The organism is Devosia sp. UYZn731 (genome assembly GCF_040546795.1).
Lineage (GTDB): Bacteria > Pseudomonadota > Alphaproteobacteria > Rhizobiales > Devosiaceae > Devosia.
On record NZ_JBEPOL010000003.1, the window covers coordinates 124,891 to 138,549 of the forward strand.

The following is a 13,659-nucleotide window of genomic DNA, read 5'->3' on the forward strand; positions in this document are numbered from 1 at the left end:
CCTGACTTTGCGCAAACTGCGCCTATATGGTATTGGCCGCGCCATCCCCTGCCTTCCGGACGCCCTTTGCCATGAGCATTGCTCTTAATCTCGATCATTCCAGCGCCATCCGCCCCGCCTCGCTCAGCCGGCCGTCGCTGATCGGGCTGAGCAAGCCGATGCTGGCCGAAGCGCTGCAGGGCGTGGGGATCGCCGAAAAGGAAAGCCGCATGCGCTCCAGCCAGTTGTGGAACTGGCTCTATGTCAACGGCGTCACCGATTTCGACAAGATGACCAATGTGGCAAAGCCCGTGCGCCAGCTCCTGGCTGACAGCTTCATTCTCGACCGGCCCGAAATCGTCTCCGAGCAGGTGTCCTCCGACGGCACCCGCAAGTGGCTGTTCCGCTTCCGCGACCCGGCCAATCCGAACTATCCACCGGTCGAAGTGGAAACCGTCTACATCCCCGAGGAAGATCGCGGGACACTGTGTGTGTCGTCCCAGGTCGGGTGTACCCTCACCTGTTCGTTCTGTCATACCGGCACGCAGAAGCTGGTGCGGAACCTGACGGCGGGCGAAATTCTCGGCCAGGTCTTGATGGCGCGCGAGCGGCTGGGCGATTTCCCCGGCGGCGTGCGGCCCGATGACGGGGGCCTCGTGCCTCACGGGGATACCCGCGCCATCACCAATGTGGTGATGATGGGCATGGGCGAGCCGCTCTATAATTACGAGAACGTCAAGCAGGCGCTGCTGATCGCCCAGGCCGGCGACGGCATGAGCCTGAGCCGTCGCCGCATCACGCTGTCGACCTCGGGCGTCGTGCCCTTTATCGAGCCGACCGGCCGCGAAATCGACGTCATGCTGGCCATCTCGTTGCATGCGGTGAACGACGACCTGCGCGACGTGCTGGTGCCGATCAACAAGAAGTACCCGCTGGCCGAACTGCTCGAGGCCTGCCGCAATTATCCCGGCGTTTCCAACTCGCGCCGCATCACATTCGAATATGTCATGCTCGACGGCATCAACGATACCGACGCCGATGCGCGCGAACTGGTGCGGCTGCTGGCAAATATTCCCGCCAAGATCAACCTGATCCCGTTCAATCCATGGCCGGGCAGCAATTACGGCACCTCGCCGTCGAGCCGCATCGAGCGCTTCGCCGATATCGTCAACGCGGCCGGCTATGCCAGCCCCGTCCGCACCCCCCGCGGCCGCGATATTTTTGCGGCGTGCGGCCAGCTCAAGAGCGAAACCGAACGCCTGAGCAAGAAAGACCGCGAAGCATTGGCGGGGTGAGATGGCAATCGTCGTCAAACGCATCACGGCTGACGATGACGGGCTCTTCGCCAATATCGCCGCCGATGTGTTCGACGAGCCGATCGATCCCGAGCGACTGTCCACCTATCTGACCACGCCCGGCCATATCATGGTGCTGGCGCTCGATGGCGACCTTGTGGTCGGCCAATGCGTCGGCGTTGTGCACCACCATCCCGACAAGGTCACCGAGCTTTATGTTGATGAAGTGGGCACCGCCACGGCCTATTTGCGGCAAGGCATCGCGACCGCGATGCTGACCGAACTGTTCGCCTGGGGCCGCGAGCGGGGTTGTGTCGAAGCCTGGCTCGGCACCGAGATCGACAACGATGCGGCCAATGGGCTCTATCGCCGGTTCGGCGGTGCGGAAGACACCATCAAATATTATGAGTTCAAACTCTGAGGATTGACGGAATGGTGCTCCACCCACCGTCCTTCCCGCGGACTTGATCCGCGGGCCACTATCCGCTCATGCCGTGCTGTGAGCGGCCCGCGGATCAAGTCCGCGGGAAGGATGCGGTGGGGGATCGGTATGGCAAAGCCCGCCTACCGCCGCCCCTCGGCTAGCAATATCGTCGCGGCGAACGCCGTGAACACGCCCGCAAACGTCCAGTTCAGTGCCCGGCTGACCCACACATTGGTCTGCAACACCCCGGCCAGCTTCTCGGCCGCGACGACCATCAATATCGCCAACGGGATCGACACCACGATGAACTCGGCCCCGAGGAAGAAGAGTTTTGCCGGGGCTGCGGTATCGTGACGATCGACAAATTGGGGCAGGAAGGTCATGAAGAACAGCAGCACTTTGGGATTGAGCAGGTTGATGCCCACCCCGGTGGCAAAGCTTTCCTTCAGGGTCGGCACTCTTGTGGCGCGCGCCGACAGCTTCAATCCGCCGCCATGCACGATGGCCTGATAGGCCAGCCACAGCAGGTAAATCGCCCCGGCGATCTTGAGCACCCAGAACGCCGTCGGCGCTGCCACGATCAGCACCGAAATGCCCAAGGCAACCAGCGTGGTATGCACGACGATGCCGGTCATCGCCCCGGCCGCCGTGGCAAAGCCATGGGCGCGACCATAGTTGATGGCGCGCGACATCTGCAGCGCCATGTCGGGCCCCGGTGTTATGGCCAGCACGAAGGCAGCGAGGGCGAAGGTCAGGATGACGGAGAGATCGGGTACGAAAGCGGGCATGGCTCAGCTTTGCTGTTGGCGGCAGATCATGACGGGGCCGCGTTCATCGACGAAAGTCAGTTTTGGCCCCGAGGCCGGCTTGGCGCCGAGGAGGCCAAAATCCCTGGCGAGCGGGCCGGACAGCACCACGAGCCCGCTGCCACCATCCTGCAGGGCAAGCTCACCCTCGCCGCTAACCTGCATCTGGGACTTGAGGCTGTAATGCGTGCCGCTCAGGGTGATCCACGCCAGCACTTCAAAACCGGTCGGGTCCTGGCACTCGTATTTCACCGTAGCCGTCGCCTGGGCGAAGGCCGGCACTGCCCAGAGGGCGAGCGCCAGAATTGATAGTGTGCGGCGGAGTGCGGGCATATCGGCTCAAGTCCAATAGTATCAGCCAGCATTAACGCGGGTGCCGGCGATAGGCGAGTGTTTCCATAAAACATGCATAGTGCATGTTACTTCACAGCGGCAGCTCATAACTGCGCTTGATGGTTTCCATCGGCACATCGGTCTTGACGCTTTGCACGCTGGGAATGCGCATCAAATAGTCGGACTGGAAGCGCCAATAGGCGTGCAGGTCGGCGGTAACGATGCGCATAATGGCGTCGCATTCCCCGGTCGTGAGGTAGCATTCGACCACCTCGGGAAATTTGCGCACCGTCTCGGCGAACTGGTGAGTGATCTCGGCGTCCTGGGTCTTGAACCAGACGCGGGCGAAGACCGTCAGCGTCAGGCCCACCTTGGCGCCGTCCAGCACCGCCACATAGCGATCGATGACGCCCGATTCCTCCAGCAGCCGCACCCGGCGCAGGCAGGGCGAGGGCGACAGGCCCACCTCATTGGCGAGTTCGACATTGGACATGCGACCATCGCGCTGCAAGGCGCGCAGGATGCGCTTGTCGATGGCGTCGAGCGTTGTTGGCATTTTCTGCTCTTGATGAGTGCTGGAGCGGTGTTTTCTGCCACACCATCAGCCATGCGTGACGTTTTCGCAAGATTGTTGCGCCTGATCTGCTTTATCGTTCCACGCAATCATACAGGGGACGGACTATGGCGAAAGACATCAAGAAAGTCGTGCTGGCCTATTCGGGCGGGCTCGATACCTCGATCATCCTCAAATGGCTGCAGGAAACCTACAATTGCGAGGTGATCACCTTCACCGCCGATCTGGGCCAGGGCGAAGAGCTGGAGCCGGCGCGCAAGAAGGCCGAGATGATGGGGATCAAGCAAATCCACATCGAGGACCTGCGCGAGGAATTTGTACGCGATTTCGTCTTCCCGATGTTCCGCGCCAATGCGGTCTATGAGGGCGTCTACCTGCTCGGCACCTCGATCGCCCGGCCATTGATCGCCAAGCGGCTGGTCGAGATCGCCCAGGAGAGCGGCGCCGACGCGATTTCCCATGGCGCCACCGGCAAGGGCAATGACCAGGTGCGGTTCGAACTGACCGCCAATGCGCTCGATCCCTCGATCAAGGTGATCGCGCCCTGGCGCGAATGGGACCTGCGCAGCCGCACGGCGCTCTTGGCCTATGCGGAACGCAACCAGATTCCGATCGCCAAGGACAAGCGCGGCGAGGCGCCGTTCTCGGTCGATGCGAACCTGCTGCATACCTCGTCCGAAGGCATGGTGCTGGAAGACCCCGCAGTGCCGGCCCCCGATTACGTGGCGCAGCGCACCGTTAACCCGGAAGACGCGCCCAACGAGCCTGAAATCATCACCGTGGGTTTTGAGAAGGGCGATCCGGTTTCGGTCAATGGCGTCAAGCTCAGCCCAGCCAACCTGCTCACCAAGCTCAACGAGCTGGGCGGCAAGCATGGCGTGGGCCGGCTCGATCTGGTGGAAAACCGCTTTGTTGGCATGAAGAGCCGCGGGCTCTACGAAACCCCCGGCGGCACTATCATGCTGGTGGCGCATCGCGGCATTGAATCGATCACGCTCGACCGTGGCGAGGCGCATCTGAAGGATGAGCTGATGCCGAAGTATGCCGAGCTGATTTACAACGGCTTCTGGTTCGCGCCCGAGCGCGAAATGCTGCAGGCGCTGATCGACAAGAGCCAGGCCTTCGTCACCGGCGAAGTCACCCTCAAGCTCTACAAGGGCAGCGCCAGCGTCATCGCCCGCACCTCGCCGTTCTCGCTCTATTCGATGGATCTCGTGACCTTCGAAGAAGGCGCCGTCGCCTATGACCACAAGGATGCCGAGGGCTTCATCAAGCTCAACGGCCTGCGCCTCAAGACTTATGCGGCGCGCAACAAGAAGGCCGGCCGCTAGCCAAGTCATGCCGGATGGTAAAGTCTTTACCGTCCGGCATCCCTGAAATCGTTTTAAGGCCCCCTTAAGCAGCGCCCTCTAGCTTGTCATCCAAGCGTCGTGCAGAATGCATTATGGCGGGAGATGGATCGGGTGCAGGCAGAAGACGCTGGCAATCTGAGCGAAATGGCTGAGGCCTTGCTACTCGATGCAGCGCTCGAGAGCATTCCCTATGGCTTTTGCGTCTGGTCGCCACAGTTTCGCCTGGTGATGTGGAACAAGAATTACCGCGATATCTACGGCTTTTCCAGCACTGCACTGCAGCGCGGCATGACGCTGGAGGAGGTGGTCAATCTATCCTCCACGCTCGGCAATCATCCCGACCAGACCCCCCAGGAATTCTACGAGGCCTATACGGACGCGCTGCTGAACAATCGTCATGGCGCCCGGGCCAAGACGCAGGAAGTGGTGCACGGCGCCCGCGTCATCGAAACCGCCCATGTCTATTCGCCGGCCATTGGCTGGGTTATCACCCATGAGGATGTGACCGACGAAATGGCCCGCACCGAGCTGGTGCAGAAGCGCAAGCTGGAGCTGGAGCGCCAGAACATCCGCCTCGACGCCGCGGTCAACAATATCTCCCAGGGTCTTTGCATGTTCGACCCGCGCGGGCGGCTCGTCATCTGCAACCAGCCCTACATCAAAATCTATAATCTGCCCGAGCGGCTGATCAAGCCGGGCATCCAGCTCGAAGATATTCTGGGCCATCTGTTCGATGTCGGCATGAGCGCCGGTGGCACGCGCGAGGAATATGTGCTGTGGCGGCGCGACGTCATCGCGCGGCGGGAATACGGCAAGAATATCCACGAGCTCAATGGCCGCACCATCATGATGCAGCACCATCCGATGAAAGATGGCGGCTGGGTGTCGACCCACGAAGACATTACCGAGCAGCGCCAGAACGAGGCGCGCATCCGCCACCTGGCGCGCCATGACGCCTTGACCGACCTGCCCAACCGCATCGAATTCCTCGAGCAGATGGCCAAGGCCGAGGCCGGGCTGGCGCGGGGCGAAATGGCCGCCGTGCTCTATATTGATCTGGATCACTTCAAGGCCGTCAATGACACGCTGGGCCATGCGGTGGGCGACGAAGTCATCAAGCAGGCTTCGGCGCGGCTGTGGGGCACGACGCGGGAAACCGACATCCTGGCGCGGTTGGGCGGCGACGAATTCGCCCTGTTGATGCGGCCCGTCGAGGACGCGGCCGATGCGGCGCGGGTGGCCGATCGCATCATCAAGTCCATCGCCGCCCCGTTCATGATCGGCGGCCAGCAGATCGAGATCGGCGCTAGCGTTGGTATCGCGGTCGGCCCCGGCGATGGCGAAAAGACCGATACGCTGGTCAAGAACGCGGACCTCGCGCTCTACAAGGCCAAGAGCGAAGGTCGCTCGACGTATCATTTCTTCGAAAGCGGCATGGATGCGGTGCTGCAACAGCGGCGGTCCATCGAGGCCGGCCTGCGCCTGGCGCTCCAGCGCCAGGAATTGCGCCTGGTATTCCAGCCCCTCCTCGGCCTCAGCGAAAACCGCGTCACCTGCGTCGAGGCGCTACTGCGCTGGGACCATGAGGAGCACGCCATCTCGCCGGTCGAGTTCATCCCGATCGCCGAGGAAACCGGGCTGATCGTGCCGATCGGCGAATGGGTTTTGCGTCAGGCGTGCCTTACCGCCGCCAGCTGGCCAGGCGAAATCCGCATCGCCGTCAACCTGTCGCCGGTGCAGTTCAAGAACCGGGACCTGGTGGGGCTGGTGAAGTCCGCGCTGGCAGATGCCAAGCTGCCGGCGACGCGACTGGAACTGGAAATCACCGAATCCCTGCTGCTCGCCGAAAGCGATAGCGTGCTGAAAGCCCTGCACGACCTGCGGGCCATGGGCGTGCGCATCTGCATGGACGATTTCGGCACCGGCTATTCGTCGCTGAGCTATCTCCGAAGCTTCCCCTTCGACAAGATCAAGATCGACCGCTCCTTCATGCGCGATCTCACCTCCCGCGGCGATAGCCTCGCCATCATCAAGGCGGTGATCGGGCTGGGACAGTCGCTGGGCATGTCGACCACCGCCGAGGGCGTCGAGACCGAAGACCAGCTCGAAATGGTGCGCAGCCAGGGCTGTGATGAGGTGCAGGGTTTCCTGTTCTCGCCGCCGCTGCCGCCCGCCGCGCTGGCCAATCTGCTGCATAGCGAAGTGGCCACGCGCCAGACCCAGCGGAAAAAAGCGTCTTAAGCTCGCCTATTGCACTCAATCTACAGTGATGGAACCACCCTCGCTCCACAGTGTTCGCGAGCCGGCTGGTCATCGGGCGCGTGAACGCAACGCATCTTGGGCCGTTCCGCGCGATTTCCTGCCGTCCGTAAAAATATACCGGCGCTCGGCACCGGATACATTGTGAAACTTCTCCCGTTGCGGGCCGTAACTGAACACAGGCGTCAGTAAGCCAAGCGCAGGTGCATTCCTGCAATATGGAGATTTCACATGGACATGCAGACCAAGGCGTCACGGCGCCATATTCTCAAGTGGACCGGCGTTGGTGCCGGCATCATGGTCGCGGGCTCGCTGCTGCCGAACTTCGGCATTTCCACCGCGCTGGGCGCCGAACTCGGCGACGGCGATGTGGGTGTGCTGAACTATGCCTATGCGCTGGAGCAGCTCGAAGCGGCGTTCTACATCCAGGTGCTCAAGACCCCGTTCTCCAGCATGCAGGAAAACGACCAGGTCATCCTGACCTCGATCCGCGACCATGAAATCGCCCACCGCGATTTCCTCAAGAAGGCGCTTGGCCGCAACGCCATCGGCGCTCTGGAAGTCGATTTCTCGGCCGTCGATTTCGGCAGCCGTGCCAGCGTGCTGGGCACTGCCGAAGTGTTCGAGAACCTGGGCGTTGCCGCCTATAACGGCGCCGGTCAGCTGATCAAGAATGTCGATTATCTCGCCGCTGCCGGCTCGATCGTGTCGATCGAGGCGCGCCATGCCGCCGCCATCTCCGATCTGCTGCGCCCCTATAGCGCCCAGGCCGTCGGTCGTGGCCATGTCGATAGCAAGGGCCTCGATGGCGCGCTGCTGCCGAGCCAGGTGCTGCCCAAGGCGGCCCCGTTCATCAAGACCCCCGTCACCGCCGCTTCCCTCGCTTAAGGATCAGCAAAATGACCGAACAGAATTCAATCCTGAGCGAGATCGAACCCGAACTCGCCGATACCATTCTCTCCAGCCGCCGCGATGTGTTCGCCAAATATGCCCGTCGCGCTGGTTTCCTCGCCAGTGCTCCGCTGGTGATCGCCCTGGCATCCAACGAGGCTTTCGGGCAGGCGCTCCCCAAGAAGGTCGAGGACGTGCTCAATTTCGCGCTGACCCTCGAATATCTGGAAGCGGCCTTCTACGACGCCGGCAACAAGGCGAGCGGCCTGATCCCAGGCAAGTACAAGACGGTGTTCCGCACCATCGGCCAGCATGAGACCGCCCACGTCAAGCTGCTGCAGGGCGCGCTCGGCGCCGCCGCCGTCAAGGCACCGGCCGTCGATTTCACCGCTGGCGGCAAATATGCCGACGTGTTCTCCAACTTCGACACCTTTCTGACCCTGAGCCAGACTTTCGAGGATCTCGGCGTCGCCGCCTACAAGGGTCAGGCCGGCAATCTTGCCGGCACGCCGGTCCTCACCACGGCGCTGCAGATCCACTCGGTGGAAGCTCGCCATGCCTCCGAAGTGCGTCGCATCGGGCTGCGCCTCGGCTGGGATGGGGCTTTCGACAAGCCGCTGAGCAAGTCTGCCGTGCTTGCCGCCGCAACGCCGTTCCTGGCCTAAACCGCAAGACTGGGACGGTCAGCCGCGCCCCCGCCGGGGCGCGGCGCTTGTAATCATCGCCGCCTTCCTCCGGGAAGGCGGCGGTTGTGTTTGATTGGGCCTTTTGCCAAATGTGGCGCATGCGCCCCGCCCTGTACGCCCAGCTCCGTGCCATAGCCCGCCGCGAGGGACGCGATGCGGGCGCGGCCGACGATATGGTGCAGGAGGCCCTGCTGGCGGCAGTGCTTGCCGGCCGCACCGATTTCGATGCGCCTGATACGGCCCGTTGGCTGGCCGGCACGGTGCGCAACAAGGCACGCATGGCCACACGCACCGCCGGCCGTCGCCGCACGCGCGACACCCAGTGGCAGGCTCAGGCGGCGCCACCGTCGCCGGCCACCGAGCCATCGGAGGTCGCCACCCTGCTGGCCGCCTTGCCGCCGGCGCTCAAGGCCGTCGCGGCCCTCACCCTCTCGGGCCACAACCGGCGTGAAATCGCTTATCTGCTGGGTCTGACCGACACTGCCTTGCGCCGGCGTATCAGCGATCTGCGGCGCCGCGTGGTGCTGGCGGGCCTGGCGCTGCCCGCCGATTTGCCGGGGCTTAGTCTGGACCTCGCCTATGGAAAAATCCGCGATGCGCTGCTGCCCAGCCTGCAGCAGCACGGCGGCCTGTTTGCCAGCCATGATCCCGATGGCCATCTTTTTATCGTGCGGCGCTCACAAAAGTCGGCGCCGCGGCAATAAGGGACGTAACCAGCAAGGAGGGCTCCATGAGCTTTAAACCCAAGAGCGCCAGCATCGTCTTTTATGTCAGCGACATTGTTCGCACCGAGAAATTCTACAACCAGACCCTCGGCTCGCGCTCAGCCGCGAGGAGGGCGCCGAGCCGTTCTGGCTGCAGGGCACGCTGGGTAGCCTCGACCTGATTTTCTTTCAGATGGATGGCGTGCGCGGCAATACGCCGGCGCTGATCTTTACCGTCGATGAGGGGGGCATCGACGACATCGTGGCCGGACTGGCCACCAAGGGCGTCACCATCGTCACCCCGGTGTCGGAGGCGCCCGGCGGCTGGAGCGCCGACTTTCTGGACCCGGATGGCTTTGGCCTCGGGCTCTGGCAATCGGGCGAGTTGCCGCGCTCGCTGACGTGACCCTGCTGGCGGCTCCGGCCGTCCGCAACCCACCTCTGCGCGTGCTGCGCTTGTGGAAAACGCTGTTCTCATGTAAGGCACCGCCAACTGTGCCAGTCCCGCATTCTCGCGAGGGGTGGCGCGATGTTATTCCTGCATGGTTCAGCCGTTTGCCGCCGCCCCTTTCGCGGCCCAAGGTTTTGGGATCATGCCAAAGAGGCCTGATCACTATGTCTTTGCGCAATATCGCCATTATCGCCCACGTTGACCACGGCAAGACCACGCTGATCGACGTTCTGTTGAAGCAGTCCGGCTCGTTCCGCGAAAACGAGCGCGTTGAAGAACGCGCCATGGATTCCAACGATATCGAGCGCGAGCGCGGCATCACTATCCTGGCCAAGGTGACCAGCCTGCTCTGGAAAGACACCCGCATCAATATCGTCGACACCCCCGGCCACGCCGACTTTGGCGGCGAAGTCGAGCGCATCCTGTCCATGGTCGATGGCGTGGTGATCCTGGTCGACGCGGCCGAGGGCCCAATGCCCCAGACCAAGTTTGTGCTTGGCAAGGCGCTGGCGCAGGGCCTGCGCCCGATCGTGGCGATCAACAAGATCGACAAGTCCGACGAGCGTCACCTCGAAGTTCTCGAAGAAATCTTCGATCTGTTCATCGCGCTCGACGCGACCCCCGAGCAGCTCGATTTCCCAGTGCTCTACGGTTCGGCCAAGCAGGGCTGGATGAGCGAGCAGCCGGAAGGCCCGAAGGACAACCTCGGCCCGCTGCTCGACAAGGTCATCGATTACGTCAAGGAACCCAAGGTCGAAGAAGGCCCGTTCCGCATGCTGGTCACCACCATCGAGCGCAACCCCTTCCTCGGTCGTATCCTGACCGGCCGCATCTTCTCGGGCCAGGTCAAGCCGGGCGATCCGATCCACACGCTGTCGCGTGAAGGCAAGATCATCGAAAAGGGCCGCGTCTCCAAGGTTCTGGCCTTCCGTGGCCTCGAGCGCACGCCGGTCGATATCGGCGAAGCCGGCGACATCGTCGCCATCGCGGGTCTCGAAACCACCACCGTGGCCGATACCATCTCGGTGCCGCAGAACATGACGCCAATTGCGTCCAAGCCGATCGATCCCCCGACCCTGTCGGTGACCTTCCGCATCAATGACGGCCCGCTCGCCGGGCGCGAAGGCGACAAGGTGCAGTCCCGCGTCATCCGCGAGCGCCTGATGCGCGAAGCCGAAGGCAATGTGGCCATCAAGGTGACCCCGGGCGACGACAATGACTCGTTCGACGTTGCCGGTCGTGGCGAATTGCAGCTGGCCGTGCTGATCGAAAACATGCGCCGCGAGGGCTTCGAGCTCACCATTGGTCGTCCCAAGGTGCTGATGCGCGAAGTCGACGGCGTCAAGATGGAGCCGATCGAGGAAGTCATCATCGACGTCGATGATGAATATACCGGCACCGTCGTGCAGAAGATGACCGAGCGCAAAGGCGATCTGGTCGAAATGCGCGCTTCGGGCGTTGGCCGTACGCGTATTCGCCTGCACGTGCCGACCCGCTCGCTGATCGGCTACCAGCCCGAATTGCTGTCCGACACCCGCGGCACTGCCATCTTCAACCGCCTGTTCTATGAATTCGCCCCCTTCAAGGGCGACCTGCCAGGCCGTCGCACCGGCGTCTTGATCTCCAACGGCACCGGCCAGTCCGTGGCCTTCGCGCTGTGGAACCTGGAAGATCGCGGCCCGATCATGATCGACTCCGGCGTCGATATCTATGAAGGCATGATCATCGGCGAGCATTCGCGCGAGAACGATCTCGAAGTGAATGCGCTCAAGGGCAAGCAGCTCACCAACATCCGCACCACGTCCAAGGACGAAGCGGTGCGCCTGACCACGCCCAAGAAGCTCACCCTCGAACAGTCACTCGGCTATATCGCCGAAGACGAATATGTCGAAGTCACTCCCAAGTCGATCCGCCTGCGCAAGATCTGGCTCGACCCCAATGATCGCAAGCGCGCCATGCGCGGCACCAAGGCCAGCTAGTCCTCGGGTTTTAAGATCATAAGGGCCAACACGCACCCGCTCTCGCCACTCAATACAGGTGGTAGGGCGGACTGCGGGTTGGCCCTTATCTATTGTCAGGCACCAGGAGTATCCCATGAGTGAATGGATCATCGGCTTCGTGACCCAGTGGGGCTATCTCGGGATTTTCCTGATGATGGTGGCCGAGAATATCTTCCCCCCCATTCCGTCCGAACTCATCATGCCATTCGCCGGCTTTGCCGCCGCCAATGGCGATCTTAATGTTTTTGGCGTGCTGATTGCCGGTGTTGCCGGCTCCATCGTGGGCACGCTGGCTTGGTACGTCGCCGCGCGCCTGCTCGGCATCGAGCGCTTCCGAAAACTGTGCAACCGCTTCGGCCGCTTTGCCACTATTTCCGAAGACGATATCGACAAGGCCGTGCACTGGTTCGGCCGCTATGGGCAATGGGCGGTGCTGTTCGGCCGCCTGGTCCCGGCCATCCGTACGCTGATCTCGGTGCCCGCCGGGCTTGCGGCGATGCCCGTGTGGAAATTCCTCATCGTCTCGGCGGTCGGCACGACGGTCTGGACCGCCATCCTCACCGCCGCCGGCTACCTACTGCACGAGCAGTACGATCTGGTCGAAGGCTGGGTCGATCCCGTCTCCACCGCCGTCGTCGCCGTGGCCGTGGTGATCTACATCTGGCGCTTCATCACCTGGAAGCCGATCAAGGATATCGGCTGACCGCTTGCTGAGTTGGTAACCCCGCTGTAGCTTCGCCGAATGGCCAAGGGCGGGCGTTGCAATGCGGTGGATCACTATCGGAGTGCTGCTGACCCTCGTGGTGTCCTCAAGTTCCGCTTACGGTCAGGACCGTTCTCCACCGGCCGATGCCAGTGGCAAGGGACCTGTGCTGTGCGTGTGGGGCATCTACCAGCTGATCGATCAACACTCCCGAAAGTGCGGCTGGATGCACAATGCGGTGGATAGCGCTGTTGAGACGGGTATTGCCAAGATGGACGCCTTCATTATTGAGAACTCATCCACGCCTGTTAGCCAGCAGATGCTTGACGAGAAGAAGCTCACGTTCGCCTCGCAGGTGCCAGACGATGCCTGTGCGTTCAAACCGGGCGACGGATCTTTTGCTTCGATGATCTGGGGAATCCGGCAGGGTGACCCCGCCACCGTCACTTCGGATATTGCGGACCTCCTTTCAGTGCCGCGCGAGCCACTAATGAACCCGTGCATGTGAGTCACTTGCAAAATGCAAAGCCCCTTGCATTCTGCAATCCATCCCCTCCGCAATTCGCGAAACTTTACAAGACCTTAACCCGATAATCTCAGCGTTTCCGGCGTCCTGCGGCTTGGCACGCTTCGTGCAATTAGGGTCCTGTCCGGATTTTGTACTGCGTACCGGATGTCAGTCATTCGAGCCCTGCCCCGTGTTGCCCGGTGCGGGGCTCTTGTGCTTGATAGCGTTGCACTTGTGGGTCGGGCCAAGCCGCCTTACATACGAGCGCATATGCTGCCGTGACTGTTCACGACACAGGGGACCTTAATGATCGCTTTGCTGCAGACCCTCTCCATGGTGCTGACCCTGGTCTGGTGGGTGTTTCTGATCATGATCATCATGAGCTGGCTCATCAGCTTCAACGTGATCAATACCCGCAACGCCTTCGTGGCCGGGCTGTGGCAGGTGGTCAACGCGATCACCGAGCCGATCCTGCGCCCGATCCGCCGCCTGATCCCGCCGGTGAACGGGTTCGACCTCAGCCCCATCATCGTCTTCGTCATCATCTTCTTCCTGCAGTCGTTCATCGCCAACGACCTGCCGCGCCTGCTGCGCCTGTATTAGGCGTGACGGCAGCGCTGCCCTATCGGCTCAGCCTCATCGGGCTGAGCCTTTTCGTTTGGGCGCCCCCGCGACAAAACATCGCGTTTCCCAT

The 13,659-nt window shown here is 62.2% G+C and carries 16 protein-coding genes; 13 read left to right on the forward strand and 3 right to left on the reverse strand.

Annotated elements, in window-relative coordinates; genetic code table 11:
- Positions 1-26 precede the first annotated feature (26 nt).
- Both rlmN and ABIB57_RS08485 read left to right on the forward strand, forming a co-directional pair.
- Entirely contained in the window at positions 27-1,274 is a 1,248-nt protein-coding gene (gene rlmN / locus ABIB57_RS08480; RefSeq protein WP_502914361.1) for a dual-specificity RNA methyltransferase RlmN, read from the forward strand.
- Between the two features lies 1 nt (position 1,275).
- Positions 1,276-1,695 (forward strand): GNAT family N-acetyltransferase, encoded by a 420-nt coding sequence (locus ABIB57_RS08485; protein ID WP_354039970.1) that lies wholly within the window; start codon positions 1,276-1,278, stop codon positions 1,693-1,695.
- Between the two features lie 143 nt (positions 1,696-1,838).
- Here the strand turns inward: ABIB57_RS08485 and ABIB57_RS08490 are convergent, their stop codons facing one another.
- The 3 genes from ABIB57_RS08490 to ABIB57_RS08500 form a co-directional block, all read right to left on the reverse strand.
- Positions 1,839-2,486 (reverse strand): LysE family translocator, encoded by a 648-nt coding sequence (locus tag ABIB57_RS08490; RefSeq protein WP_354039971.1) that lies wholly within the window; start codon positions 2,484-2,486, stop codon positions 1,839-1,841.
- Between the two features lie 3 nt (positions 2,487-2,489).
- Positions 2,490-2,837, reverse strand: a complete 348-nt coding sequence (locus ABIB57_RS08495; RefSeq protein WP_354039972.1) for a hypothetical protein — start codon at positions 2,835-2,837, stop codon at positions 2,490-2,492.
- A 91-nt stretch (positions 2,838-2,928) separates the two neighbouring features.
- Positions 2,929-3,393, reverse strand: coding sequence for an Lrp/AsnC family transcriptional regulator (locus ABIB57_RS08500; RefSeq protein WP_299744872.1), 465 nt, complete (start codon positions 3,391-3,393; stop codon positions 2,929-2,931).
- A gap of 125 nt (positions 3,394-3,518) precedes the next feature.
- On the opposite strand from ABIB57_RS08500, the gene ABIB57_RS08505 reads away from it, so the two are divergent.
- The 11 genes from ABIB57_RS08505 to ABIB57_RS08555 all read left to right on the forward strand — a co-directional run bounded on the left by ABIB57_RS08505 (position 3,519) and on the right by ABIB57_RS08555 (position 13,568).
- On the forward strand, positions 3,519-4,742 hold the full coding sequence (locus tag ABIB57_RS08505; protein WP_354039974.1) for an argininosuccinate synthase: 1,224 nt from the start codon (positions 3,519-3,521) through the stop codon (positions 4,740-4,742).
- 132 nt (positions 4,743-4,874) lie between these two features.
- The gene (locus ABIB57_RS08510; protein WP_354039975.1) at positions 4,875-7,004 is read left to right on the forward strand and encodes an EAL domain-containing protein; all 2,130 of its coding nucleotides are present in this window, start codon (positions 4,875-4,877) and stop codon (positions 7,002-7,004) included.
- Positions 7,005-7,253: 249 nt separating this feature from the next.
- Positions 7,254-7,910 (forward strand): ferritin-like domain-containing protein, encoded by a 657-nt coding sequence (locus ABIB57_RS08515; RefSeq protein WP_354039977.1) that lies wholly within the window; start codon positions 7,254-7,256, stop codon positions 7,908-7,910.
- 11 nt (positions 7,911-7,921) lie between these two features.
- Positions 7,922-8,578 (forward strand): ferritin-like domain-containing protein, encoded by a 657-nt coding sequence (locus ABIB57_RS08520; protein ID WP_354039979.1) that lies wholly within the window; start codon positions 7,922-7,924, stop codon positions 8,576-8,578.
- Positions 8,579-8,697: 119 nt separating this feature from the next.
- Positions 8,698-9,303 carry an RNA polymerase sigma factor gene (locus ABIB57_RS08525; RefSeq protein ID WP_354039981.1) on the forward strand — a complete coding sequence of 202 codons (606 nt, stop codon included), beginning with the start codon at positions 8,698-8,700 and terminating at the stop codon, positions 9,301-9,303.
- A gap of 26 nt (positions 9,304-9,329) precedes the next feature.
- Complete coding sequence (locus ABIB57_RS08530) at positions 9,330-9,485, forward strand: hypothetical protein (RefSeq protein WP_354039982.1); 156 nt, start codon at positions 9,330-9,332, stop codon at positions 9,483-9,485.
- An 11-nt stretch (positions 9,486-9,496) separates the two neighbouring features.
- Positions 9,497-9,709, forward strand: coding sequence for a VOC family protein (locus ABIB57_RS08535; protein WP_354039984.1), 213 nt, complete (start codon positions 9,497-9,499; stop codon positions 9,707-9,709).
- Between the two features lie 209 nt (positions 9,710-9,918).
- Positions 9,919-11,733, forward strand: a complete 1,815-nt coding sequence (gene typA, locus ABIB57_RS08540; RefSeq protein ID WP_354039986.1) for a translational GTPase TypA — start codon at positions 9,919-9,921, stop codon at positions 11,731-11,733.
- 115 nt (positions 11,734-11,848) lie between these two features.
- Positions 11,849-12,457 carry a DedA family protein gene (locus ABIB57_RS08545; RefSeq protein ID WP_354039987.1) on the forward strand — a complete coding sequence of 203 codons (609 nt, stop codon included), beginning with the start codon at positions 11,849-11,851 and terminating at the stop codon, positions 12,455-12,457.
- Positions 12,458-12,539: 82 nt separating this feature from the next.
- The gene (locus tag ABIB57_RS08550; protein ID WP_354039989.1) at positions 12,540-12,965 is read left to right on the forward strand and encodes a hypothetical protein; all 426 of its coding nucleotides are present in this window, start codon (positions 12,540-12,542) and stop codon (positions 12,963-12,965) included.
- A gap of 306 nt (positions 12,966-13,271) precedes the next feature.
- Positions 13,272-13,568, forward strand: coding sequence for a YggT family protein (locus ABIB57_RS08555; protein WP_299731968.1), 297 nt, complete (start codon positions 13,272-13,274; stop codon positions 13,566-13,568).
- Positions 13,569-13,659: the final 91 nt, after the last annotated feature.